Here is a 23,225-nt window from a genome sequence, read left to right as displayed (position 1 = left end):
AGGGCCTTCGCGCTGCCGGGGCCCGTACCGACCCGGCGGACACCCCCTAGGCTGGTCGGTATGAGTACGTTGCGCGGCCGTATCGGGCCGGTGGGACTGCCCGCGTGGGACCGGTGTGCGGTGATGGGCGTCGTGAACGTCACCCCCGACTCGTTCTCCGACGGCGGGCACTGGTTCGACACCGCCCTCGCCGTCAAGCACGGCCTGGAGCTCGTCGCCGCCGGCGCCGACCTGGTCGACGTGGGCGGGGAGTCCACCCGCCCGGGCGCGGTCCGCGTGGACGAGGACGAGGAGCTGCGCCGGGTGATCCCGGTGGTCCGCGAGCTGGCCGGCGAGGGCGTGGTGGTGTCGGTGGACACCATGCGCGCCTCGGTCGCCGAGGCCGCCGTCACGGCGGGCGCGGTGCTGGTCAACGACGTCAGCGGCGGTCTGGCCGACCCGGCGATGGTGCCCGTGGTGGCGGCCGCCGGGGTGCCCTTCGTGGTCATGCACTGGCGCGGCTTCAGCGCCGACATGAACAGCCGCGCGGTCTACGGCCCCGATGTGACCGGCGAGGTCGCCGGCGAGCTGCGGCGGCGGATCGAGGACGTGGTCGACGGCGGCATCGCCCCGGACCGGCTGGTCGTCGACCCCGGCCTGGGCTTCGCCAAGAACGCCGAGCACGACCTGGCCCTGGTGGCGGGGATGGCCCGCCTCCGCCGCGAGCTGGAGCTGCCCATGCTGGTCGCCGCCTCCCGCAAGCGCTTCCTGGGCCGGGTGCTGGCCGGCCCCGAGGCCGACCCCCCGCCCGCCCGGGAGCGGGACGCCGCCACGGCCGCCGTGTCGGTCCTCGCGGCCCGCGAGGGCGCCTGGGCGGTACGGGTGCACGAGGTGCGGGCCAGCGCGGACGCCGTACGGGTCGTCCGGGCCGTCGAGGCGGCCGCCGAGGGGGCCGAGTGAGCGCCGCCCGTACGGACAGCGAGCGGGTCGAGCGGGCGAACACGGCCCTGTACGAGGCGGTCGAGCGCGGGGACACCGCGGCCATGGACCGGCTGTGGCTGAACGACCCGGACACCGACGTCTCGTGCGTCCACCCCGGCTGGCCGGTGCTGCGCGGGCGGAGCGAGGTGCTGCGCTCGTACGCGCTGATCATGGCCAGCACGGACTACATCCAGTTCTTCCTGACCGACGTCGAGGTGTCGGTCCAGGGCGACACCGCCTTGGTGACCTGTACGGAGAACATCCTCAGCGGCGCCCCCGCGGAGAACGAGGGCGAGCTGGGCCCGCTGGTGGGCCAGCTGGTGGTGGCCACGAACGTCTTCCGGCGGGACGGCGACGAGTGGAAGGTCTGGTCGCACCACGGGTCGCCGGTGCTGGCGGGGCGCGAGGACGAGGACGAGGAGGACGAGGAGTCCGGCCCGGCCGAGCCGACGGGCTGATCCCTCGGGCTGATCCCTCGGGCTGATTCCGTGGGCTGATCCGACCGGGTGACCGGCTGGTGCGACACGCCGGCGTGAAGGGTATGTGACCACTCGTTCGAGCTGCTTGCGGCCCGGGTAGGGGTGGATCGCGGGGCTCCGGGTAAGCGCGGCGGGAGCCCGTCCGCACCGCCGGGACGCGCTGCCCGGGGCCCCCGTGGGCGGGCCCTGTCGGTGCTCGCAGGTAGATTCGAGTGTGGGCGACCCGGTCGGAGGCCGGGTCCGGGCGCCGCGCCGGCCAGGGCCGGTGCGCTCTCCCACCGGCCCATACCGACAACCAGCAGGAGTGATTCGTGTGGATCGTGTCGCGCTGCGCGGCTTGAAGGCTCGCGGCCACCACGGGGTTTTCCCCCGGGAACGCGAAGAGGGCCAGACCTTCATCGTGGACCTCGTGCTGAGCCTGGACACGCGGGCTGCCGCGGCCGACGACGACCTCGCGAAGACCGTGCACTACGGCATCGTGGCGGAGGAGGTCGTGGGCATCGTCGAGGGCGAGCCGGTCGACCTCATCGAGACGCTCGCGGAGCGGATCGCCCAGCAGTGCCTCAAGCACGACGCCGTGCGCGAGGTCGAGGTCGTGGTCCACAAGCCCGACGCCCCGATCACCGTCCCGTTCGACGATGTGACCATCACCATCACCCGGAGCCGAGTATGAGCAGCAGCGACCCGACCGTGCAGCCGGTGCCCGCCTCCGTCGTGGAGCGGGTGGACGCGGCCGACGTGACCCTGAGCAACCCCAAGCGCGCCGTGATCTCCATCGGCAGCAATCTGGGCAACCGCCTGGAGATCCTCCAGGGCGCGGTCGACGCGCTGGAGGACACGCCCGGCCTGCGGGTCAAGGCGGTCTCCCCGGTCTACGAGACCGAGCCCTGGGGCGTCGAGGCGGGCTCCCAGCCGTCGTACTTCAACGCGGTGGTGCTGGTGAAGACCACCCTGCCGCCGGACTCCCTGCTGGAGCGCGGGCACGCGATCGAGGAGGCCTTCGAGCGGGTGCGCGAGCAGCGCTGGGGCGCCCGCACGCTGGACGTGGACATCGTCGCGTACCAGGACGTCGTCTCCGACGACCCGGTGCTCACGCTGCCGCACCCGAGGGCGCACGAGCGTGCCTTCGTGCTCGTGCCGTGGTACGACGTGGACCCGGAGGCCGAGGTTCCGGGCCGGGGTCCGGTGGTGGAGCTGCTGGCCGAGATCGGCAGCGCCGGTGTGGAGCCCCGGGCCGACCTGGAACTCCGGCTGCCCGAGTAACCGTTCGGTGGGTGGAGTGCAGGGCGAGGGAGAACGACGATGAGGGGCGACGGCTCGGTGAAGCAACTGCGGATCGGATTGCTGGCCGGGCTGTTCGCCGTGGCCGGGGTGCTGTCCTGGGCCGGGGCCCGGCTGTGGGACTCCTTCGGCACGCTGCCGAGCGTGCCGGTGGCGGCGCCCATCGTGCTGGCGGTCATCGCCGTCGTCCTCTTCGCGACGGCCCTGTCGCTGCGGGCCCGGCTGCGCGCCCAGCGCGAGCGACGGCCCGGCGCGAAGGGCGTCGACCCGCTGCTCGCGGCCCGCGCGGTGGTCTTCGGCCAGGCCAGTGCCCTGGTCGCGGCCCTGGTGGCGGGCATGTACGGCGGCGTGGGCGTCTTCCACGCCCTCGCCGACCTGGACGTCCCCGTCCACCGGGATCAGGCCATCTACGCCGGTGCCGCCGTCCTGGCGGCCGCCGGTGTGGTGGCCGCCGCATTCTTCATGGAGCGCGTCTGCAAGCTCCCGGAGGACGAGGACGAGGGCGGCGCCCGGGCGTAGAGCGCCTAGAAGCCCGAGACCGTCTCCACGTCCGCGTCCCGGCGCAGGCCGCCGCGCGCGTCGGCGTCGATCGACCGCCGCAGCGCCTCGTGCAGCTTCGCCGGGGTCAGCACGCCCATGAAGCGGTCGCCCCCCTCCCCGTCCAGCACCGCGATCCACCCGGCGTCGTGCTGGAGCATCGTGCTGAACGCCGTCTTCAGTGACGCGCCCAGCGGCAGCCAGGCGTCCATGCGCCGCGCCCGCTCCCGCACCCGGCCGCCGGGACCGCCGCCGGCGACGGCGTCGGCCGAGACCCAGCCGTGGAGGCGGCCCGAGTCGTCCAGGACCACGGCCCAGCGCGCGTCGTCGGCCGCGAGCCGGTCCGCCGCCGAGGACAGCGGGTCGTCCAGGCGGACCACCGGCGGCTGTTCCAGGTCGCCGGCCTCGATCGGGGTCACCGACAGCCGCTTCAGGCCCCGGTCGGCCCCCACGAAGTCGGCGACGTAGGGCGTGGCGGGGGCGCCCAGCACGGCCGCCGGCGCGTCGAACTGTTCGATGCGCCCGTTCCCGTAGACCGCGATGCGGTCCCCGAGGCGGACGGCCTCCTCGATGTCGTGGGTGACGAACAGCACGGTCTTGCGCACCTGCGACTGGAGCCGCAGGAACTCGTTCTGCAGGCGCTCGCGCACCACGGGGTCGACCGCGCCGAACGGTTCGTCCATCAGGAGGACGGGCGGGTCGGCGGCGAGCGCGCGGGCCACGCCGACGCGCTGGCGCTGACCGCCCGACAGCTGGTGGGGGTAGCGGTCGCCGTGGACGGACGGGTCGAGGCCCACGAGGTCCAGCAGTTCGGCGGCCCGGGCGCGGGCGCGTTTGCGCTGCCAGCCCAGCAGGTGCGGGACGGTGGCCGTGTTGTCGAGCACCGTCTTGTGGGGGAAGAGCCCGACCTGCTGGATGACGTAGCCGATGCGGCGGCGCAGCTGGACCGGGTCGACGGCCGAGATGTCCTCGCCGTCGACCAGGATGCGGCCCTCGGTGGGCTCGATGAGCCGGTTGACCATCTTCATCGTGGTGGTCTTGCCGCAGCCCGACGGTCCGACGAGCGTGACCAGCTCGCCCTCCGCCACCTCGAAGGACAGGTCGTCCACCGCGGTGGTGCCGTCGGCGTAGCGCTTGGTGACATGCTCGAAACGGATCATGGCTCCCCATTGTGGCCGTACTCCCGCTCGAACACATGGTGCCGTCATGCACCGGCCGGAGGCGAATGTCAGTGCACCGGGTTAGGGTCGCCAGTGACAGACCGTGAAGGCCGAGGGGGAGGTGAGGCACGGATGGCGGACCGCAACTGCTTGATCGCCAATGACTGGGTCTGCGGCGAGTACGTGCGCACGCGCGGCCAGGAGCTGACGGACGCGACCCTTCAGCACATCGGCATCACCCTGGCCTCGGTCGCCATAGGACTGCTCGTGGCCTTCCCGCTGGCCCTGCTGGCCCGCCGGTGGCGGCGCGTGGCGGGGCCCGTCCTCGGCATGACCACGATCCTCTACACCGTGCCCTCGCTGGCCATGTTCTCGCTGCTGGTGCCCGTGTTCGGGCTGTCGGCCGCGGTCGTGGTCACGGGCCTGGTGCTCTATTCGCTGACGATCCTCGTGCGGAACATCCTGGCGGGCCTCGCGGCGGTGCCGACGGAGGCCCGGGAGGCCGCGCGCGGCATGGGGTACGGCCCGGTGCGCCTGCTGTTCGGGGTCGAACTGCCGCTGGCGCTGCCCGCCCTGATGGCCGGTCTGCGGATCGCCACGGTCTCGACCGTCTCGCTGACCACGGTCGGCGCGATCATCGGCTACGGCGGCCTGGGCAATCTCGTCTACGAAGGCATGCGCAGCTACTTCAAGGCCCAGGTGCTCACCGCTTCGGTGCTGTGCGTGGTGCTGGCCGTCCTCGCCGACCTCGGGCTGCTGCTGGTGCAGCGGCTCCTGACGCCCTGGACGCGCTCACCGCGCCGGACGGCCGCGCGGCGCCCGGCGGCCGGACGGCCCGCGGCCGGAGAGGCGGTGGCGTGATGGGTGTCGTCGAGCGGACGTGGGACTGGCTGGCGACGGCGTCCCACTGGAGCGGCACGGACGGCGTGTGGCACCGGCTGGGGGAGCACCTCTTCCTGACCGTGGTCTGCCTGCTGGTGTCGTGCGCGATCGCCCTGCCCGTCGCGGTGGTGCTGGGGCATCTGGGCAAGGGCGGCGCCCTCGCGGTGAACATCGCGAACGCCGGGCGGGCGGTGCCGACCTTCGCCGTGCTGGTGCTGTTGCTGCTCAGCCCCCTGGGGACGTACGGCTCCTGGCCCACCGTCATCGCGCTGGTCCTCTTCGCGATACCCCCGCTGCTGACGAACGCCTACGTGGGGATGCGCGGGGTCGACCGGGACATGGTCGAGGCCGCCCGGGGGATGGGCATGACGGGCACCCAGGTCGTCGCCCGGGTCGAGCTCCCGCTGGCCTTCCCGCTGATCGTCACCGGCGTACGGTCCGCCGCCGTGCAGGTGGTGGCGACGACCACGCTCGCCGCGCTGCCCGGCGGCGGCGGTCTGGGCCGGATCATCACGGCCGGCTTCCGGCTCACCGACACCGCGCAGGTGGTCGCCGGAGCGCTGCTGGTGGCGGTGCTCGCGCTGCTCGTCGAGGGCGGCTTCGTGCTGCTCCAGCGGTTTCTGGACCCGGTGCGCGGGCATGTGACGTCTGTTCAAGATCGACTCGCCTGAGCGTGAGCCCGATCCACCCGACTGGATGGAGAAACCGTATGGCCAGGACCTCGCGCCGGACCCGGACGGCCCGCGCCCTGCCGGCGGCGGTCGCCGTGGCCGCCCTGACGGCGGGGCTCGCCGGGTGCGGCGGCGACAGCCTGGAGAAGTCGGGCGGCGGGGCGGGGGGCGCCGGGAAGCAGGGGCGGGATTCCCTGGTCATCGGCTCCGCCTCCTTCACGGAATCGAAGATTCTTGCGGAGATATACGCGCTGCTGCTCAAGGACGCCGGATATTCCACGACGATCAAGACGGCGGACGCCCGAGAGCTCTATGAACCGGAGCTGGAGAAGGGCGAGATCGACGTCGTTCCGGAGTACGCCGCCACGCTCACCGAATTCCTGAACAAGAAGAAGAACGGCAAGGACGCACCCCAGATCGCCTCCGCCGATGCCGAGGCCACGGTGAAGGCCCTGCGCGAACTCGCCGGGCCGCGCGGTCTGAAGGTGCTCGACCCGGGCCGCGCCGTCGACCAGAACGCCTTCGCGGTGACCGCCGACTTCGCCAAGGAACACCAGCTCAAGACCCTTTCCGACCTGGGCGGATCCGGGCAGTCGGTCAGGATCGCGGCCGGCGACGAATGCGGCCAGCGGCCCTTCTGCAAGCCCGGTCTGGAGAAGACCTACGGCATCAAGGTCAGCGGTATCGACCCGCTGGAGGTCGGCAGCACCCAGGCCAAGCAGGCGGTCAAGGAAGGCAAGGACCAGCTCCTGCTGACGACCACCACGGACGCCACCCTCGGACAGTTCGGACTCGTTCTCCTGGAGGACGACAAGAAGCTCCAGAACTCCGACAACGTCCTCCCGGTCGTGAATGCGAAGAAGGCCGGCTCGCAGAAGATCGCCAATGCCCTCGGGAGGCTCACCCGGGTGCTGACCACGGCCGATCTCACCGAACTCAACAAGAAGGTCGACGCGGAGCGCCTCAAGCCCGCCGATGTGGCCGCCCGCTACGTCAAGGAGAAGGGCCTTCTGGCGAAGTGACCGCGTAGGGGAGAAGTAAGATCAAGGGAAGAGTTTGGTGGTCGGCTCCCACATGAGTGGCGACGCACGGTAAGTTTCAGGCCATGCCACGAGGACGCCACCGCCATTCCGCACCCCTGCACCGGCTTCTTCCTCCGTTGGCGGTCGCCGCGACATCCGTCGCCTGCGCCGCCGGCGCCCTGGTGGTGGGGGAGACCCTTGTCGTCCGCGGCCTCGCCGTGGCCGCGGCGGCCGCCACCGTCGTCGGCTCGGTGATGATGCGCCGCTGGGACCGCGCGGCCGGCAAGCGCGTCGCGCAGCTCACCGCCGCCCGCACGCGCGAGGAGTGGAAGACCGAGGAGCGCGTCGCCGAGCTGGAGACGGACCTCGAGGAGACCCGGCTCGCGCGCACCCGCCTGGCGTCCAGGCTGCGCGTCAAGCGCGCCGAGCTCGCCCGCCTCCGCACCGAGCACGCCGACCTGCTGCGCCGCTACGCCGCCGCCGAGACCGGCCGCGCCAGCGCGCTGGAGGGCCGCCGCCTGCTGGAGAAGGACAAGACCGCTCCCGGGAAGCCTGGGAAGACGGCCGCTCCCGCCCTGGAGGCGGGCCGCTCCGACCGTACGGACGCCACCGACGCCACCGACGCCGCCGCGCCGGGCATCGAGGCGGCCCTGTACCGCCAGGCCGCCGACGCGCTGCGCGACCTCGGGCGCCGGGCCGCCGCGGAGCCGGCCGCCGACCGGCCCGCGACCGCCGCGCCGCGGCCGGCCACGGCGGACGCGCCCAAGGCCGCTCCCGCCGGTCCCGACGCCGGTCCCGCGAAGTCCGCTCCCGTGAAGAGCGGTCAGCCCGTGAAGGCCGGTGAGTCCGTGCCGCCCACCGGGGCCGCGGGAGCCGCCTCCCCCGCGAGCGCCCTCACGCCCGCGCGTCCCGTCGCGCCCGCGCCCGCGCCCGGTCCCGCGCAGCCGGCGGCGTCCACCGCCGCGCTGCCCCCCGCGCGACGCCCGGCGTCCCGCGCCCAGGGCGGCTTCGACTTCTTCGGAAACGCCAAGAAGCCGGCCGCGAAGCCGGTCGAGGAGGAGGACCTCGCGGACGTCGTCGGCGAGGAGGTCCTCGCCGGCGCGCGGGAGGCCGGGGCTGCCGGCCTCGAGGACGCCGTCGACACCGATGACGTCACCGAGGACGCCATCGAGGACGTCATCGACCTGACCGCCCACGACGAGACCGAGCAGATCGACCTCGCCGAGCTCCGCAGCGCCATCTCCTAGGGCGTGCCCTAGAGGGTGTCGGCGGGTGTCGTCAAGGGGCCGAACGGTCCTGTCCGGCAGGTCCGTTCGGGACCCGTGATGACCAGGTAAAAAGACTGTTTGGCACAGCCACATACCTGCCCACCTTCTGGTAAAAATCCCCCTGGGGGGCTGGGTCGCCACGTTCCCCGGAGCCGGGGGGCAGGGGGGCTGAGCCCATGAAACTTTCGCAATTAGCCGCCTTCGTGACGGTGACGGACACGGGGAGCTTCACCAAGGCGGCCCGTGTCCTGGGGGTCACCCAGTCGGCCGTCAGCCATGCCATCGCGGGCCTGGAGGCGGAGATCGGCGTGGGCATCATGAAACGGGACCGGGGCGGTGTCGACCTCACCGACGCCGGTCGCCGCATCATCGAGCACGCCCGTACGGTGCTGGCCCACACGGACCGCATACGGCGGGAGGCGGTGGCCGCGCCCGACAGCGTCACCGGGAAGATCACCGTCGGGACGAGCCAGAGCTTCTCCCTCCAGCTCCTGCCCCAGCTCCTCTCCCGGCTGCGCACGTGCTTCCCGCGCCTGGAGATCGAGCTCCGCGAGGGCAACGACCAGAAGATCGCCGAGCTGCTGCACGAGCGGGCGATCGACGTCGGCATCGTGACCCTCCCCAAGAGCAACCTCCGCACCTACCCCCTGCTCAAGGACGAGATGTGCGTGGTGCTGCACCACGAGCATCCGCTGGCGCAGCACGCGAGCCTGCCGGTCTGGCGCCTCGCCGAGGAGAACCTGATGCTGCCCGCCGACGGGGTGGAGCCGACGCTCCGCCTGCTGTTCGAGGCCGCCGGGGCCCGGTTGAAGGTCGCCTACCGCATCCACGACCCGCAGGTGCTGCTGTCGCTGGTGGCCGAGGGGCTGGGCGCGACGGTGCTGCCGTCGCTGGCGCTGCCGGCGGGCCGGCCCGACCTGAGGGCGATCCCCTTCGAGCCCTCCGTCGAGCGGCACCTCGCCATCGGGGTGCCGCGCACCCCCGAGGAGTCGTCGCCGGCCGTCGCCGCGTTCGTGGCGGCCGCGCAGCAGCTCGCCCGCACCGGCCGCTGGCACGAGCGCGGCGGACCGGAGCGGCCCGAGCACGGGCAGGAACCCGGACACGGGCCCGGACCGGAGCACGCGGCGGCCTGAAGCACCGGCCGCCCGCCCCGGAGCACCGGCGCCCGGCCCGAACCACCGGGCCGCCACGTACGGGAGCGCCCGCCCCGCGAGGACGCGGGACGGGCGCGGCGGGCGCGGGGCGGGCCCGCGCCGGGCGGCTCAGTCGCCGACGCGGCCGCGGATGCCGTCGACCCAGCGGTCGGAGAAGCGGTCGGCGGCGGCCTCGTCCCGGAAGGCGTAGGTCTTCAGCAGCCAGCGCTGCCGGGCCCGCTCCGGGTCGTTGATCTCCATCTTGTCGCGGCTGTGGAGGCCGTCCTGGTTGGCGAAGGTGAACAGGTCGCCGTCCAGCACACGGTGGCGCGTCTTGTGGGCCTTGATCAGGGCGTCCTTGAGGGCGAGGAGCGCGTCCTTGGCCTTCTCCGGGGAGCCCTCGGCGACGGTGGTGCTGGTGTCGAGGTAGCGGATGGTGTGCTGGTTCTCCAGGATCGCGTGGACGCCGGAGTCCGTCAGGTCGCCGTTGTTGTCGCGCGAGAGCACGTCGAACGGCGTGATGAACCACGGCTCGCGCAGCGACGCCTGCTCCTCCTCGGTGAGGTGCTTGAGGAGGTCGCGGCCATCGACGAAGCCGGTGTAGATGTAGTCGCCCTCCGGGCAGCGCATGCCGAGCAGGGTGATGAAGTCGGCGCGGACCGGGTGGGCGGTGCGGTCGTTGTGGAAGACGAGCTCGCTGTCGCTGAAGCCGGTCTGCTTGCCGCTGTAGCGGTTGATGGCGATGACGTCGGTGAAGAAGTCGCCGTTGAAGCGGGTGGCGTAGGACAGCAGCGGGGTGCCGACGAGCTGCGCGAAGAGCTCCAGGAAGATCTCGCCGGTGAACGTCTTCTTCTTGGCGTGCTTGTCCACGATCGGGTCGTCGAGGTCGAGGACCGGGATCTCCCGGTCCACCGGGCAGTTGCGCAGGGCGTGCGCCTGGGTCACGCCGGTCGCGCGGTCCTCGCGGATGCGGGCGCACACCTGCTGGAAGAAGGCGGGCACCTCGCCGCGGTCGACGACGTCGCGCACGGCGCGGGAGAACGAGGGGTAGTCCTCGTAGGGGTGCTTCGCGACCGAGTCCAGGACCGCGTAGAGCTCGTCACGTTCGGCGTCGGTGAAGACGTGGACGGGTTCCATGATGCGTATTCGCTTTCCGTGAAAGGGCCTGCGGGGCAGGAGGCGAGGTGGGTCAGAGGGCGGCGACGGTGCGGGGCAGCGCGGGACGGCGGCCGCGCTCGAAGGCGGCGATCTCGTCCTCGTGCCGCAGGGTCGCGGCGATCAGGTCGTCCCCGGACAGCAGCCGGGCGCGGACGTCGGGGTCGAGGTCGAAGGGCTGGGTGAGGTCGCCGCAGCGCACTTCCAGGCGCTCGAGGTCGACGGTGACCCCGACGGCCGGGTCGGCCTCCACGAGCTCCCACAGGCGCTCGACGACCGCCTCCGGGGCCACGACGGTGAGCAGGCCGTTGAGCAGGGAGTTGCCGCGGAAGATGTCGCCGTAGCGGGGGGCGATCACGGCCCGGAAGCCGTAGTCCTTCAGCGCCCAGACCGCGTACTCGCGCGAGGAGCCGGTGCCGAAGTCGTTGCCCGCGATCAGGACGGTCGCGCCCCGGTGGGCGGGCTGTTCGAGGACGAACGACGGGTCCTCGCGCCAGTCCGCGAACAGCGCGTCGGCGTGCCCGGTCCGGCTGGCGCTGACGCAGAAGCGCGCCGGGATGATCTGGTCGGTGTCGACGTCGCTGCGGCGCAGCGGGACCGCCGTGCCGGTGTGGACGGTGAACTTCTCCATGTGCTCGGACCTCACAAGTCGGCGGGAGCGGCGAGGCGGCCGGCCACGGCGGTGGCGGCGGCGACCGGCGGCGAGACGATGTGGGTCCGCGACCCCTTGCCCTGCCGGCCCTCGAAATTACGGTTGTTGGTGGACGCGGCCCGCTGGCCGGGCAGCAGCCGGTCCTCGTTGACCGCCGCGCACATCGAGCAGCCCGCGCCGGCCCGGAAGTCGGCGCCGGCCTCGGCGAAGATCCGGTCCAGGCCCTCGTCCACCGCCTGCCGCCGCACCCGGGCGGAGCCCGGCACGATCATCATGTGGAGGCCGTCGGCGACCTTGCGGCCCTTGAGGACCTCGGCGGCGGCCCGGAGGTCCTCGATGCGGCCGTTGGTGCACGAGCCGAGGAAGACGGTGTCGATGGCCACGTCGCGCAGCGGGGTGCCGGGCGTGAGGTCCATGTACGCGAGGGCGTGCTCGGCGGCCGTCCGCTCGGTCTCGTCGGCGAAGTCGCCGGCGTGCGGCACCACCGCGTCCAGCGGGACGGACTGGGCGGGGTTGGTGCCCCAGGAGACGTACGGGGTGATGGCGTCCGCGTCGAGGGTGACCACCTTGTCGAAGACGGCGTCCTCGTCGGAGCGCAGCGTCCGCCAGTGGGCGACCTCCTCGTCCCAGGCGGCGCCCTCGGGCATGCCGGGCCGCTCCTTCAGGTACGCGAAGGTGGTGTCGTCGGCGGCGATCAGGCCGGCCCGCGAACCGGCCTCGACCGACATGTTGCACAGCGTCATGCGCGCCTCCATCGAGAGCGCGGTGACGGCCTCGCCGCGGTACTCGATGATGTGGCCCTGGCCGCCCGCGGTACCGATCCGCGCGATGAGGGCCAGGATCAGGTCCTTGGCCGTGACGCCCGGCGCGAGGGTGCCGGTGATCTCGACCAGCATGCTCTTCAGCCGCCGCATCGGCAGCGTCTGGGTGGCCAGCACATGCTCGACCTGGCTGGCGCCGATGCCGAAGGCCAGGGCGCCGAACGCGCCGAGTGTCGTGGTGTGCGAGTCGCAGCAGACGATCGTCATACCGGGCCGGGTCAGGCCCAGTTCGGGGCCGATGACGTGCACGATGCCCTGGTCGGGGTCGCCGAGGCGGTGCAGCGGGATGCCGAACTCGGCGCAGTTCGCCCGCATCAGCCGGGCCTGCTCGCGGCCGAGCGGGTCCTTGATCATGCGGTCGAGGGCGAGGGTGGGGGTGTTGTGGTCCTCGGTGCCGAGGGTGAGGTCGGGCCTGCGCACCGTGCGTCCCGCCGCCCGCAGGGCGTCGAACGCCTGGGGCGTGTTGACCTCGTGCAGGAGCTGGAGGTCGATGTACAGCAGGTCGTCGCCGCCCTCCGACCGCCGTACGACGTGCGCGTCCCACAGCTTCTGCGCCAGTGTCGAGCCCATGGACTGCCTGCTCCTCGTGTCGATCGTGTGCGATGTCGTTCGGGTGCGATGCCGGTGATACGGGTGGCTCAGCGGCGCTTTGCGAGGGCGGTGCCCATGCGGTGCAGCGCCTCCTCGATCACGTCCCGGGAGGTCGCGAAGGCGAGCCGGACGTGGCCCTCGCCGCCGGGGCCGAAGGCCGACCCGGGGGTCACCGCGACGCCCGTCTCGGCCAGCAGCCACTCGGCGAACGCGGCGGAGGTGTCGAATCCGGTGCCCCGGACGTCGGCGAAGGCGTAGAAGGCGCCCTCGGGCACGGCGCAGCTGACGCCCGGCAGGGCGTCGAGGCCCTCGGCGATCAGCGCGGCGCGCGCCGCGTACTCGTCCGCCATGGCCCGGACGTCGTCCTGGGGGCCGGTGAGCGCGGCGACGGCGCCGCGCTGGACGAAGGAGCCGGCGCAGCCGACGGTGTGCTGCTGGGTCTTGAGGAGCTCGCCGATGACGTCGGACGGGCCGCTGACCCAGCCGAGCCGCCAGCCGGTCATGGCGTAGCCCTTGGAGAAGCCGTTGACGGTGAGGGTGCGGTCGCCGCAGCCGGGGACGGCGGCGAGGCTGAGGTGCCGGCCGGTGCCGTGGACGATCTTCTCGTAGATCTCGTCGGCGATGACGAAGAGGTCGTGCGCCTCGGCGAACTCCGCGATCGCGTGCGCCTCCTCGGGGCTGAGGACGCGGCCGGTGGGGTTGTTCGGCGAGTTGACCAGGACGGCCTTGGTGCGGTCGGTGGCGTGCCGCTCCAGCACCTCGCGGGTGATGCGGAAGCCGTCCGCCGGGCTCAGCTCGGCGGCGACCGCGCGGGCGCCGGCCAGGCGGGCCATGGAGTCGTAGCTGACCCAGCTGGGCGTGGGGACGACCATCTCGTCGCCCGGGTCCAGGACGCTCAGCACGGAGATGAAGAGGGCGTGTTTCGCCGACGGCGTGACAATGATGTCGCGGGCCGGGTCGGCGATGATTCCGTTGTCCTTCTCCAGTTTCGCGGAAATCGCCGAAAGGAGTTCGGGAATTCCGCGGCTGGGGGTGTAGTGGGTGAATCCGTCGCGCAGTGCCGTCGTGGCCCCGGCCGTGATGTGCGCCGGAGTGTCGAAGTCGGGCTCGCCGCCGCCGAGGTCGAGCACCCGGACGCCTTCGGCGCGCAGCTTCTGGACGAGGTCGAAAATCGCGAAGGTTGCGGATTTCTCTATTCCGGTGACCCGGGCCGCCGCGGTGCGGCGCCTCACCGGGCGTCCTTCGCGTCCGTGCCGAGCGCCTCGGCCACGGTGGTGACCGTCGCGGTGCGCGCCAGGACCTTCAGGGCCGCCGCGTGGAGGTCGTCGTCCGAGGTGGCGGTGGCGTCCTCCAGGACCTCGACGAGGTAGTCGCGGTCGTGCGCCTCGCGGGCGGTGGACAGCACCACCAGGTCGGTGGTCACACCCGTGAGCAGCAGGGTGTTCACGTTCCACGCCCGCAGGAGGTTGTCCAGGGCGGTGCCGTGGAAGGGGCTCAGCCGGTGCTTGGCCACGACCGGTTCGCCGGCCTCCGGCTTCAGCGCGTCGTGCACCTGGGTGCCCCACGAGCCGAGGACGATCCGGCCGTCCTCGCGGGCCTCCTTGAAGACGGGGGAGTTCTCGGGGAACTCGGCGTAGTCCGGCGAGAAGCCCACGACGACGTACGCCACCGGGACGCCCTGGGCGCGGGCCAGCGCGATGGCCTCCGCGGCCCGGTCGATGACGCCTCGGCGGGTGACCTGCTCCAGATAGCCGTCGCCCGCGTACTTTCCGTCGGGATGCACGATCTCGTTGATGAGGTCCATCACCAGAAGAGCCGGGCGCCGTTCCATTCTTTTCCTCCCCTAGGGCGGTCGCGGTGGCCACACCATAAACCAGGAAGTCGCCGCCCAGCTACTTTCGAAAATGCATGAGAAAGATTCATGGCAAGCATGAACGGACCCCCGTTGAACAGGGCGTACGGGCGTCCCTAAGCTCTCCCTGGCATGGCGTGGAATCTCCGCATGCAGAATTATTCCGCCGGGATTTATTGACGAAATATGAACCGGCGGCAATTCCGAGGGACACGAGAGACAGGGTCTTGATGTACTCCGTTGCTGACCGCACTGCCAGGACTGTCGTCGAAGCAGGCCCGCTCGGGGCCGAGGAGCCCTACCGGATCGCGGTGGTCGGCAGCGGCCCACGGGGGCTGTCCGTTCTGGAGCGGTTGGCGGCCAGACTCGCCGAGGGGCCCGCCGAGCGGGAGGTGCACCTCCACCTCATCGACGCGACGCACATGGGCACGGGCCGGGTCTGGGACGCGAACCAGCCGGAGTGGTTCCTGATGAACACCGTGGCGGACGAGGTCTCCTCGTTCTCCGGCCCCCCGGACGGCGGCCCCACCCGGCCCGGCGCCGGCCCGTCCCTCGCCCAGTGGTGGGCCGCGACCGACCCCGCCTACCCGGGACCCAACGGCTACGCCTCGCGTGCCCTCCACGGCCGCTACATGCTCCACGTGCTGGAGGCCATCGAGGCCGGCCTGCCGTCGCACGTCACGCTGCACCGGACCGTGGGCACGGTCGAGGACCTCGAACCCCTCGCCGAGGGCGGCGGCTTCCGGCTGACGATGGCGGACGGCACGGAGCTCACCGCCGACCGGGCCGTCCTGGTCACCGGGCACGCCCGCCCCGAGCTGACGGGCCACCAGAAGGAGCTCGCCACCTTCGCCGCCGACCGCTCCGGCCTGCGCTACATCGCCGGCGACTCGGCCGCCGACATGCCACTGGACACCCTGCCGGCCGGCTCCATGGTGGGCGTCATCGGCCTCGGCCTGTCCTTCTACGACGTCATGGCCGCGCTCACCCTGGGCCGCGGCGGGCGGTTCGAGGAGACGGGGGACGGGCGGACGCTGCGCTACATCCCCAGCGGTGAGGAGCCCCTGCTGGTGGCCGGCTCCCGCAGCGGCATGCCGCTGCCGGCCCGCGGCCGCAATCAGAAGGACGCCAACCACGTCTACACGACGGTCCTGTGCACCGACGAGCGCGTCCGGGCCGGCCGCCCGGCGGGCGTCCCCCTCGACTTCCGGGCCGACGTCCTGCCCTGGCTCCAGGCCGAGGCCGAACTCGTCTACTACGCCACCGCGCTGCGCGTGCGGAAGGGCGCCGAGGTGGCCGACGAGTTCGTCGCGGAGGCCGCGGCCGCCGCGACGGCCGGGGTGCCGGACGTCCTCGGCATCGCCGACCGGTACGGCGTCACCGACCTGCCTGTCCTGGACCTGGACCGGATCGCCCGGCCGTTCGAGGGGCAGGAGTACACCGGCCCGGACGACTTCACCGAGGCCGTCCTGGCCGCCGTCCGGGCGGACCTCGACGAGGCGGAGCGCGGCAACGTCGACTCCCCGCTCAAGGCCGCGCTGGACGTCCTGCGCGACACCCGCGCCCTCGTCCGGGGATTCGTCGACTTCGCCGGCCTGACCCCCGCCTCGCACCGCGACGACTTCATCGGCTGGTACGCGCACCGCGCCGCCTTCCTGGCCGCCGGCCCGCCCCGGTCCCGGCTGCGCCAGGTGGCCGCGCTGGTCGACTGCGGCCTGCTGCGCCTGGTGGGACCGCACGCGCGGTTCGAGGGCGACGCCGCCACCGGGCGGTTCGTGCTCTCCTCGCCGCAGGTGGCCGGCTCCGAGGTGCCCGTCGACAGCGTGATCGACGCCCGCGTCCCCACCCCCGACCTGTACCGCGACCCCGCGCCGCTGACCCGCCGGCTCATCGAGCGGGGGCTGTGGACCGGCTTCGTCAATGGCACCGGCCCCGACGCGTTCGACACCGGCGGCGTCGCCGTGACCGGCAGCCCGTACCACCCGCTGGGCCGCGACGGGCGACCTGAGACCGGCCTGTACGTCCTGGGCATCCCGACCGAGCACACCCGCTGGTTCATGCAGGGCGGCAGCAGCCGGCCCGGCTTCTGGACCGACTTCGTGCGCGACGCCGACGCGATCGCCGCCGACGCCCTGGCCGGGGTCCCGGCCGTCACCGGGCGCTGAGTCCTCCCCCCGTTGTTCCACGGCCCGCCGCCGATGGCGCCGGCGGGCCGTCGCACGCACCGCTCCTCCCTTATCCGTTCTTCGAGTTCTACGAGTAGGGACGATATGCAGCACACTTCCGAGGCCCGCAGAATCTCCTTCTTCGACACCACGCTGCGCGACGGAGAGCAGGCCCCCGGCAACGCGATGACCCCCCAGCAGAAGCTGGACGTCGCCCTGCGCATCGAGGCACTGGGCGTCGACTACATCGAGGCGGGCTTCCCGGCCTCCTCCTCCAGCGAGTTCCGGGCCACGCAGCTGATCTCCCAGAACCTCACCACCGCCAGGTTCACGACCTTCTGCCGAGCCGTCCGCCAGGACATCGCGACGGCCGTGGAGGCCGGCGGCACCGCCAACCACCAGGTCCAGATCATGGCCACCGGCAGTGACATGCACCTGGAGCACAAGCGGGGCATCACCCGCGAGGAGGCCGTCGCCGAGGTCGTCGACTCCGTCCACTACGCCCGCTCGCTGGGTGTGGAGTCCGTCTCCATCGGCATCGAGGACGCCAGCCGGGGCGAGCACGACCTGCTCCGCGCCATCACCGAGCGTTCGATCGAGGCGGGCGCCACCTGCTTCGTCGTCGCGGACACCTCGGGCTGCAACACCCCGGAGCAGTACGCCGACCTCATCCGCGCCTTCCGCTCCTGGGCCCCGGCGCCGATCCGGATCGCCACCCACTGCCACGAGGACTTCGGCCTCTCCACCGCCAACGCGCTGGCCGGCCTGCGCGCCGGGGCCGACGAGGTCCAGGCCACGCTGGGCGGCATCGGCGAGCGCGCCGGCAACACCGCCCTGGAGGAGATCGCCGCCCTCCTCGCCTACAAGCGCGACGACATCGGCCTCTACAGCGACATCGACCTCGAGTCCATGTACGAGGCCTACACCGCGCTGCGCCGGGTGATCCGCCTGGAGGAGCCGCGCAACAAGGCGATCTTCGGCACCTACGCGTTCGGCACCGCGGCCGGCATCCACCAGCAGGGCCTCCTGCGCAACCCGGCCACGTACGAGTACGTCGAGCCGGCCCGCTTCGGCCGTCAGCGCTCGCTCCTGATCGGGCGTCACTCCGGCCGCGCGGTACTCCGCCACCTGCTGGAGCAGCTGGGCCTGGAGGTCACCGAGGAGCGGCTGTCCGAGCTGTACCGGGTGCACATCTTCGAGCGCGTGGGCGGCGACTGCGAGGACATCGAGGTCCTCAAGGAGCGCCTGGCCAAGGAGCTGACCACGCCCGAGGGCGCCAAGGACGGCGAGCCCGCCCTCGTCTGACGCGGCCGCACATCCGGAAAGCGCCGGCCCCCGCGACCTGCCGCGGGGGCCGGCGTCGTCACGCCGCCGTCGTCAGGCCGAAGGTGCCCTCCAGGCCCCGCTCGCCGGCGTCCGTGAGGTGGACGACGCGCGGGCTCGCCCCGTAGCGGAGCCAGTCCAGGTCGAACAGCCGGGCCGTGATGGCCGCGCCGAGGCCGCCCGCGAGGTGGTGCTGGTGCTCGCTCCAGTCGACGCAGTAGCGGATGCTCGGCCGGCGCTTGGGCAGGTCGTCGGGGTCCACGCCGAACGCCAGCAGCTCGGCGCGCCCGGTGTCCGTCACCCGGTAGGCGACGTCGTGACCGTACGCCGACGGCCGGTCCCGGACCGCGGACGCGGGGACGTGGGAGCCGTCGTGGCCCGCCAGCAGCTCCCGTTCGAGCAGGGCGCGCATCAGGGCGACGCCGAGCTGCCCGGCGAGATGGTCGTAGCAGGTACGGGCGCGGTGGAGCGCGTTGGCGACGCTGCTCTCGCGCAGCGAGGTCACCGGCAGCGGCGGGGCGATGAGCGCGAGCGCCTCCAGGGCGGCGCTGACCTCGGGCCCGGTCAGCCGGAAGTAGCGGTGGCGGCCGTCCCGCACGGCGGTGACGAGCCCGCCGTCCATGAGCTTGTTGAGGTGGGCGCTGACGGTCGGCGCGCTGACCCCCGCCTCGGTGGCGAGCGCGCTCGCGGGCAGCGCCCGCCCGTCGCAGAGCGCCTTGAGGATGCGGGCACGGGAGGGATCGGCGATGAGGGTGGCGGCCCGGGCGACATCGGTCTGCCGGTTGAGCCGGTCGCCGGCGCGGTCGTGGGTGGCGGTGCGCATGGCCCCACCGTATCGCGCCCACACTTCGACGGCTGACGAAGCGTCCGGGATCGAGACTGGGCGCATGACCATGACCACGGGGTCCAGCACGGACCCGCGGCAGGGCCCCGCGGTGACTCCGGCGCCCGAACGCCCGCCCCTCGCCCTCATTCCCCTCATCGCGCTGAGCCTCGGCTACTTCCTGGTGATGCTGGACGTCACCGTGGTGACCGTGGCCGTGCCGGACATCCGCGACTCGCTGGACGCCGGGACGGCCGCGATCCAGTGGATCGTCGACGGCTACAGCACCGTCTTCGCCGGCCTGCTGCTGCTCGGCGGCGGCCTGGGCGACCGGCTGGGGTACCGCAGGATGTTCCTGTGGGGTCTGGCCGTCTTCACCGCCGCCTCGATCGGCTGCGGCCTCGCCTCCACGACCGAGGTGCTGGTCGTGGGCCGGCTGGCGCAGGGCGCGGGCGCCGCGTTCCTCGTGCCCGCCTCCCTCGCGCTGCTCCAGGCCACCTACCCGGACCGGGCCGTCCGGGCCCGCGCGATCGCCATCTGGGGCGCCGTCGCCTCGATCGCCTTCGGTGCCGGTCCCGTCGTCGGCGGTCTGCTGATCGCCGGTCTGGACTGGCGGGCGGTCTTCTGGCTGAACCTGCCCGTCGGCGCGCTCGCCGTCTTCCTCACCCTGCGCCACGTACCGGCCCCGGCGGCCCGGCCCGCGGCCGGCCGGATGGACCCGGCCGGTCAGATCCTCGGCGTCCTGGGCCTGATCGCCCTGGCCGGCGCGCTCAACGAGGCCGGCTCGGCCGGCTGGACGGCCCCCTCGGTGCTGACCGCCGCCGCCGTCGGCGTGGCCGCCCTCGTCGTCTTCATCCTCGTCGAGCGCCGGCTGGAGGCCGGGCTGGAGAAGAACCCCGAGGCCCGCCGGCCGCTGCTGCGGCCCTCCCTCTTCCGCCGCGGCGCGTTCTCCGCGACGGCCCTCGTCGGCCTGCTGATCAGCCTCGGCTACTACGGCATGCTCTTCCTCTCCACCCTCTACTTCCAGCAGGAGCGCGGCTACGACCCGCTGCGCACCGGCCTCGCGCTGCTGCCCTCGGTGTGCATGGGCCTCATCGCCGCCCCGGTCTTCAGCCGGGTCGCCGCCCGCACCGGCCCGTACGTCCCCATGACCTGCGGCCTCTTCCTCGGTGCGGCGGGCTTCCTCGGCTGGCTCCTCGCCGGCTCGGACACCCCCTACCCGGTGCTGCTCTTCGCGCTCGTCGCCACGGGCCTCGGCCAGACCATGACGGCGCTGGCGTCCACCGCCGCGATCATCGAGTCGGCGCCCGCCGACGGCGCGGGCGTGGCCTCGGCCGTCTTCAACGTCTCCCGCCAGGTGGGCAGCGCCGTCGGCGTCGCCCTCTTCGGCACCCTGGTCGCCACCGCCGACCACCTCACCGACGGCCTCCACCTGTCCGCGGTGCTCGCCGCCGCCGCGTTCCTCACCGGAGGACTGCTCGCCATCGTCGCCCGGCGCAAGAACGCCGCGGCCCGCGAGGCCTGACGGCCGGGTCGCTCACTTCCCCCACCCCACACCCCACACCCCACACACCCCACGCAGCACCCCGCAGACCCACCACCCGATCAAGGAGATCACCATGTCGGCTTCCGTGCGGGCCACCGAGACCGCCACCGAGCGCCACGTCACCGTGCTGCGCGGCCTGCTCTCCGCCGAGGGTCGCGAGGCCCTCGAGTGGGAGACCTGGGCCGAGCCGGGCCGCTCCGGCGTGGACGTCCACCGGATCTACGCCACCGAGGGGCCGCAGCCGGCCACCGCCCTGCTCACCCGGATGCACCCCGGGGCCCACGGCGACCTCCACGAGCACCTCGGCTACGAGCTGGTGTTCGTCCTGGAGGGCGAGCTGATCAATGACAACGGCGACCGCTACACCACCGGCGACCTGATCGTCGAGCGGCCCGGCAGCGTCCACCGGGTCAGCACCGGGACCGGCTGCGTCCTCCTCGGGGTGCGCGAGGCCCCGACCGTGCCGCGGTCCTGACGAGCCGGGCGGGTCGCGTGGCACCGTTCCCCCGACCGGCGCGTCCCGTCCTTCCCGGCCCCGCCCCGTCCGGAACCCCCGCTGGACGGGGCCGGGGCGTGTCCTCGGCCGTGCGCCGACTACTTGTCGACTACTTGTCTGCTACTTGTCGATGTCGCCGACGACGAAGAACAGCGAGCCCAGGATCGCGACCATGTCGGCGACGAGCGTCCCCGGCAGCAGCTCGGTCAGGGCCTGGATGTTGTTGAAGGACGCGGAGCGCAGCTTGAGCCGGTAGGGCGTCTTCTCGCCCTTGGAGACCAGGTAGTAACCGTTGAGGCCCAGCGGGTTCTCGGTCCACACATAGGTCGAGCCCTCGGGCGCCTTGAGGACCTTGGGGAGCCGCTGGTTGATCGGGCCCGGCGGGAGCTCGGCCATCCGGTCCAGGCAGGCGTCCGCCAGGTCCAGCGCGTTGTGCGTCTGGTCCAGCAGGCACTCGAACCGGGCCAGGCAGTCGCCCTCCTCGCGGGTGACGACCTTGAGGGTGTCGCCCAGCTCGCCGTAGGCCAGGTACGGCTCGTCGCGGCGCAGGTCGAAGTCGACGCCGGAGGCGCGGGCGATCGGGCCGCTCACCCCGTAGGCGTGCACGGCCTCGCGGGACAGGACGCCGACGCCGCGCGTCCGGCCCCGGAAGATCTCGTTCCCGAGCACCAGCCGGTCGTAGACGTCCATCCGCGAGCGCACCTGGGCCACCGCGTGGCGGGCCCGGCCGAGCCAGCCCGCGGGCAGGTCCTCCTTGAGGCCGCCCACCCGGTTGAACATGTAGTGCATCCGGCCGCCGGAGAGCTCCTCCATGACCGCCTGCAGCTCCTCGCGCTCGTGGAACGCGTGGAAGACGGGGGTGATGCCGCCGAGCTCCAGCGGGTAGGAGCCGAGGAACATCAGGTGGTTGAGCACCCGGTTCAGCTCGGCCAGCAGGGTGCGCGTCCACACCGCCCGCTCGGGGACCTCCATGCCGAGCATCCGCTCGACGGCCATGACGACGCCCAGCTCGTTGGAGAATGCCGACAGCCAGTCGTGGCGGTTGGCCAGCATGACGATCTGCCGGTAGTCGCGGGCCTCGAAGAGCTTCTCCGCGCCCCGGTGCATATAGCCGATGACCGGTTCGGCCCGCTGGACCCGCTCGCCGTCCAGGACGAGGCGCAGCCGCAGCACTCCATGGGTGGAGGGGTGCTGAGGCCCGATGTTGAGCACCATGTCCGTGCTCTCCGCCGCGCCGCCGATGCCGACTGTCGTCTCCGTCATGGGGTCCATCATGGGGCCAGTTTCTCAGCCCGCCGCCGGGTCCCCGGCCGCCCCCTCGCCCGGGGCGCCGCCCAGCAGCCCCGCGCAGGCCCCGCCGACCGGCTGCACGAGCCAGCCGAAGGAGCCCAGGCCGCCGGGGGACGTCAGCTCGGCCGCCTCGCCGGCCGCGCCCAGCGCCCGTACGTACCCGGCCGGGTCGCTCGACGCGAGCGCGAGGGGCGGCCGGGTGCCCTCCACGCCCAGGGCGTGGAGGGCGTCGCGCTGGGTGAGCACCCTTCCGCCGGGCAGCGCCGCCGCGTCCAGTGCCACGTGCGCGGTGATGTCGCAGGACCCGTCGGGCACCGGCCGCACCTCGCGGCCGCCGCGGAAGCCGGTGAGGGTGCCGAACGGGGGACGGGCCGCGCGCTCGTGGGCGTAGTCCACGGCCACCGCCAGCCCGGCGCGCAGCCCGCCGGCCGCCCGGGCCCAGGCGGTGTCGCGCGGGTGGCCGATCTCCGCGCGGGAGCCGGGCGGGCCGCCCTCCAGCGGCCACCAGCGGGCCAGCCACGCGGCGTCCTCGCCGCCGACCGGGTCGCCCGGCAGCTCCTCGCCGTCGGGCAGGACCAGCACCTGGCGGGGGACGCCCGCGCCGTCGGTCTCGGCGACGTCCACCGGCACGTTGTCCAGCCACTCGTTGGCGAACAGCAGCCCCTCGACACCCTCCGGCGGCGCGTCCAGCCAGGTGACGCGCGGATCCAGGCCGGGCGGGCGGTCCGCGAGCTCCACGGCGTACGGGCGCAGCCGCCCGGCGAGCTCCGGCGGGCACTGAGCGAGCACCCCGGCCGTCAGCTCGCCCCGGCCGGCCCCGACATCGGTGAACGCCAGCTCCGCCGGGTGGCCGAGCGCGGCGTCCACCCGGCGCAGCAGCTCCACTACGGCCCCGGCGAAGAGCGGGGAGGCGTGGACGGACGTACGGAAGTGGCCCGCGGGGCCCTCGGGGCGGCGGTAGAAGCCGCCGGGGCCGTAGAGGGCGGCCTCGGTGGCCTCCCGCCAGGTTCTCGTTCCGTTGGTTCCGCTCGCCATGTGCACACGGTATGCCGGGGAGGCGGCGGGAGGCCCTCCACCTTGGGGAGTAGACGGGAAGCGGTCGGATCGATCGCCGGGCT

At 73.0% G+C, this 23,225-nt stretch carries 23 protein-coding genes; 14 read left to right on the top strand and 9 right to left on the bottom strand.

Features of this window, described 5'->3' with window-relative positions:
* The first annotated feature begins 60 nt into the window (after nt 1-60).
* From folP to AC07BS_RS13795, 5 genes are all read left to right on the top strand, one after another.
* On the top strand, nt 61-939 hold the full coding sequence (folP, locus tag AC07BS_RS13815) for a dihydropteroate synthase (protein ID WP_478645797.1): 879 nt from the start codon (nt 61-63) through the stop codon (nt 937-939).
* A complete protein-coding gene (locus tag AC07BS_RS13810; RefSeq protein WP_478932173.1) occupies nt 936-1,418 on the top strand; it encodes a nuclear transport factor 2 family protein in 483 nt (160 codons plus the stop codon). Before folP ends, AC07BS_RS13810 begins: the two co-directional genes overlap by 4 nt.
* Before the next feature lie 334 nt (nt 1,419-1,752).
* Entirely contained in the window at nt 1,753-2,112 is a 360-nt protein-coding gene (gene folB / locus AC07BS_RS13805; protein ID WP_478645801.1) for a dihydroneopterin aldolase, read from the top strand.
* Nucleotides 2,109-2,702 (top strand): 2-amino-4-hydroxy-6-hydroxymethyldihydropteridine diphosphokinase, encoded by a 594-nt coding sequence (gene folK / locus AC07BS_RS13800; RefSeq protein WP_478645803.1) that lies wholly within the window; start codon nt 2,109-2,111, stop codon nt 2,700-2,702. Before folB ends, folK begins: the two co-directional genes overlap by 4 nt.
* A gap of 57 nt (nt 2,703-2,759) precedes the next feature.
* A complete protein-coding gene (locus AC07BS_RS13795; RefSeq protein WP_478645966.1) occupies nt 2,760-3,239 on the top strand; it encodes a DUF3180 domain-containing protein in 480 nt (159 codons plus the stop codon).
* Between the two features lie 5 nt (nt 3,240-3,244).
* Here AC07BS_RS13795 and AC07BS_RS13790 read toward each other — a convergent pair whose 3' ends face one another.
* Entirely contained in the window at nt 3,245-4,417 is a 1,173-nt protein-coding gene (locus AC07BS_RS13790) for an ABC transporter ATP-binding protein (protein ID WP_478645806.1), read from the bottom strand.
* A 132-nt stretch (nt 4,418-4,549) separates the two neighbouring features.
* Here AC07BS_RS13790 and AC07BS_RS13785 point away from each other — a divergent pair, with 132 nt between their 5' ends.
* From AC07BS_RS13785 to AC07BS_RS13765, 5 genes are all read left to right on the top strand, one after another.
* Nucleotides 4,550-5,278, top strand: coding sequence for an ABC transporter permease (locus tag AC07BS_RS13785; RefSeq protein WP_478932170.1), 729 nt, complete (start codon nt 4,550-4,552; stop codon nt 5,276-5,278).
* Nucleotides 5,278-5,970 carry an ABC transporter permease gene (locus tag AC07BS_RS13780; protein ID WP_478645969.1) on the top strand — a complete coding sequence of 231 codons (693 nt, stop codon included), beginning with the start codon at nt 5,278-5,280 and terminating at the stop codon, nt 5,968-5,970. The genes AC07BS_RS13785 and AC07BS_RS13780 overlap by 1 nt, the downstream gene beginning before the upstream one ends.
* A gap of 38 nt (nt 5,971-6,008) precedes the next feature.
* Nucleotides 6,009-6,992 carry an ABC transporter substrate-binding protein gene (locus tag AC07BS_RS13775; protein WP_478932168.1) on the top strand — a complete coding sequence of 328 codons (984 nt, stop codon included), beginning with the start codon at nt 6,009-6,011 and terminating at the stop codon, nt 6,990-6,992.
* Nucleotides 6,993-7,075: 83 nt separating this feature from the next.
* A complete protein-coding gene (locus AC07BS_RS13770) occupies nt 7,076-8,239 on the top strand; it encodes a hypothetical protein (RefSeq protein ID WP_478932166.1) in 1,164 nt (387 codons plus the stop codon).
* Nucleotides 8,240-8,436: 197 nt separating this feature from the next.
* Entirely contained in the window at nt 8,437-9,393 is a 957-nt protein-coding gene (locus AC07BS_RS13765; protein WP_478645816.1) for a LysR family transcriptional regulator, read from the top strand.
* A gap of 129 nt (nt 9,394-9,522) precedes the next feature.
* Here the strand turns inward: AC07BS_RS13765 and AC07BS_RS13760 are convergent, their stop codons facing one another.
* The 5 genes from AC07BS_RS13760 to AC07BS_RS13740 all read right to left on the bottom strand — a co-directional run bounded on the left by AC07BS_RS13760 (nt 9,523) and on the right by AC07BS_RS13740 (nt 14,443).
* Complete coding sequence (locus tag AC07BS_RS13760) at nt 9,523-10,530, bottom strand: TauD/TfdA family dioxygenase (protein WP_478645818.1); 1,008 nt, start codon at nt 10,528-10,530, stop codon at nt 9,523-9,525.
* 52 nt (nt 10,531-10,582) lie between these two features.
* A complete protein-coding gene (leuD, locus tag AC07BS_RS13755; RefSeq protein ID WP_478932163.1) occupies nt 10,583-11,179 on the bottom strand; it encodes a 3-isopropylmalate dehydratase small subunit in 597 nt (198 codons plus the stop codon).
* Between the two features lie 11 nt (nt 11,180-11,190).
* A complete protein-coding gene (gene leuC / locus AC07BS_RS13750) occupies nt 11,191-12,591 on the bottom strand; it encodes a 3-isopropylmalate dehydratase large subunit (RefSeq protein ID WP_478645824.1) in 1,401 nt (466 codons plus the stop codon).
* A 68-nt stretch (nt 12,592-12,659) separates the two neighbouring features.
* Nucleotides 12,660-13,844 (bottom strand): pyridoxal phosphate-dependent aminotransferase, encoded by a 1,185-nt coding sequence (locus AC07BS_RS13745; RefSeq protein ID WP_478932161.1) that lies wholly within the window; start codon nt 13,842-13,844, stop codon nt 12,660-12,662.
* On the bottom strand, nt 13,841-14,443 hold the full coding sequence (locus AC07BS_RS13740; protein WP_478932159.1) for a cysteine hydrolase family protein: 603 nt from the start codon (nt 14,441-14,443) through the stop codon (nt 13,841-13,843). Before AC07BS_RS13740 ends, AC07BS_RS13745 begins: the two co-directional genes overlap by 4 nt.
* 251 nt (nt 14,444-14,694) lie before the next feature.
* Here AC07BS_RS13740 and AC07BS_RS13735 point away from each other — a divergent pair, with 251 nt between their 5' ends.
* Both AC07BS_RS13735 and AC07BS_RS13730 read left to right on the top strand, forming a co-directional pair.
* Complete coding sequence (locus tag AC07BS_RS13735) at nt 14,695-16,629, top strand: FAD/NAD(P)-binding protein (RefSeq protein WP_478932157.1); 1,935 nt, start codon at nt 14,695-14,697, stop codon at nt 16,627-16,629.
* A gap of 105 nt (nt 16,630-16,734) precedes the next feature.
* Nucleotides 16,735-17,934 (top strand): LeuA family protein, encoded by a 1,200-nt coding sequence (locus AC07BS_RS13730; RefSeq protein WP_478932155.1) that lies wholly within the window; start codon nt 16,735-16,737, stop codon nt 17,932-17,934.
* A gap of 58 nt (nt 17,935-17,992) precedes the next feature.
* On the opposite strand, the gene AC07BS_RS13725 is transcribed toward AC07BS_RS13730, so the two are convergent.
* The gene (locus tag AC07BS_RS13725; protein ID WP_478932153.1) at nt 17,993-18,775 is read right to left on the bottom strand and encodes an ArsR/SmtB family transcription factor; all 783 of its coding nucleotides are present in this window, start codon (nt 18,773-18,775) and stop codon (nt 17,993-17,995) included.
* A 64-nt stretch (nt 18,776-18,839) separates the two neighbouring features.
* Between AC07BS_RS13725 and AC07BS_RS13720 the strand changes: the two genes are divergently transcribed.
* Nucleotides 18,840-20,300: an MFS transporter gene (locus tag AC07BS_RS13720; protein WP_478645841.1), complete on the top strand. Its 1,461-nt coding sequence runs from the start codon at nt 18,840-18,842 to the stop codon at nt 20,298-20,300.
* Between the two features lie 94 nt (nt 20,301-20,394).
* Nucleotides 20,395-20,796, top strand: coding sequence for a cupin domain-containing protein (locus AC07BS_RS13715; protein WP_478645844.1), 402 nt, complete (start codon nt 20,395-20,397; stop codon nt 20,794-20,796).
* A gap of 141 nt (nt 20,797-20,937) precedes the next feature.
* Here the strand turns inward: AC07BS_RS13715 and AC07BS_RS13710 are convergent, their stop codons facing one another.
* Both AC07BS_RS13710 and AC07BS_RS13705 read right to left on the bottom strand, forming a co-directional pair.
* Complete coding sequence (locus tag AC07BS_RS13710; RefSeq protein WP_478645847.1) at nt 20,938-22,080, bottom strand: NADH-quinone oxidoreductase subunit D; 1,143 nt, start codon at nt 22,078-22,080, stop codon at nt 20,938-20,940.
* Between the two features lie 24 nt (nt 22,081-22,104).
* The gene (locus AC07BS_RS13705; protein WP_478645850.1) at nt 22,105-23,142 is read right to left on the bottom strand and encodes an SAM-dependent methyltransferase; all 1,038 of its coding nucleotides are present in this window, start codon (nt 23,140-23,142) and stop codon (nt 22,105-22,107) included.
* Between the last annotated feature and the right edge of the window lie 83 nt (nt 23,143-23,225).

Source organism: Streptomyces sp. NPDC044063, assembly GCF_056434285.1.
Note: the sequence above shows the minus strand (reverse complement) of the source record. Positions and strands in the feature narration are given on the sequence as shown.

Coding starts and splice junctions, on each gene's coding strand:
- folP (WP_478645797.1), top strand. CDS start 61: ATGAGTACGTTGCGCGGCCGTATCGGGCCGGTGGGACTGCCCGCGTGG.
- folK (WP_478645803.1), top strand. CDS start 2,109: ATGAGCAGCAGCGACCCGACCGTGCAGCCGGTGCCCGCCTCCGTCGTG.
- AC07BS_RS13790 (WP_478645806.1), bottom strand. CDS start 4,417: ATGATCCGTTTCGAGCATGTCACCAAGCGCTACGCCGACGGCACCACC.
- AC07BS_RS13785 (WP_478932170.1), top strand. CDS start 4,550: ATGGCGGACCGCAACTGCTTGATCGCCAATGACTGGGTCTGCGGCGAG.
- AC07BS_RS13780 (WP_478645969.1), top strand. CDS start 5,278: ATGGGTGTCGTCGAGCGGACGTGGGACTGGCTGGCGACGGCGTCCCAC.
- AC07BS_RS13775 (WP_478932168.1), top strand. CDS start 6,009: ATGGCCAGGACCTCGCGCCGGACCCGGACGGCCCGCGCCCTGCCGGCG.
- AC07BS_RS13770 (WP_478932166.1), top strand. CDS start 7,076: ATGCCACGAGGACGCCACCGCCATTCCGCACCCCTGCACCGGCTTCTT.
- AC07BS_RS13765 (WP_478645816.1), top strand. CDS start 8,437: ATGAAACTTTCGCAATTAGCCGCCTTCGTGACGGTGACGGACACGGGG.
- AC07BS_RS13760 (WP_478645818.1), bottom strand. CDS start 10,530: ATGGAACCCGTCCACGTCTTCACCGACGCCGAACGTGACGAGCTCTAC.
- leuD (WP_478932163.1), bottom strand. CDS start 11,179: ATGGAGAAGTTCACCGTCCACACCGGCACGGCGGTCCCGCTGCGCCGC.
- leuC (WP_478645824.1), bottom strand. CDS start 12,591: ATGGGCTCGACACTGGCGCAGAAGCTGTGGGACGCGCACGTCGTACGG.
- AC07BS_RS13740 (WP_478932159.1), bottom strand. CDS start 14,443: ATGGAACGGCGCCCGGCTCTTCTGGTGATGGACCTCATCAACGAGATC.
- AC07BS_RS13735 (WP_478932157.1), top strand. CDS start 14,695: ATGTACTCCGTTGCTGACCGCACTGCCAGGACTGTCGTCGAAGCAGGC.
- AC07BS_RS13730 (WP_478932155.1), top strand. CDS start 16,735: ATGCAGCACACTTCCGAGGCCCGCAGAATCTCCTTCTTCGACACCACG.
- AC07BS_RS13725 (WP_478932153.1), bottom strand. CDS start 18,775: ATGCGCACCGCCACCCACGACCGCGCCGGCGACCGGCTCAACCGGCAG.
- AC07BS_RS13720 (WP_478645841.1), top strand. CDS start 18,840: ATGACCATGACCACGGGGTCCAGCACGGACCCGCGGCAGGGCCCCGCG.
- AC07BS_RS13715 (WP_478645844.1), top strand. CDS start 20,395: ATGTCGGCTTCCGTGCGGGCCACCGAGACCGCCACCGAGCGCCACGTC.
- AC07BS_RS13710 (WP_478645847.1), bottom strand. CDS start 22,080: ATGACGGAGACGACAGTCGGCATCGGCGGCGCGGCGGAGAGCACGGAC.
- AC07BS_RS13705 (WP_478645850.1), bottom strand. CDS start 23,142: ATGGCGAGCGGAACCAACGGAACGAGAACCTGGCGGGAGGCCACCGAG.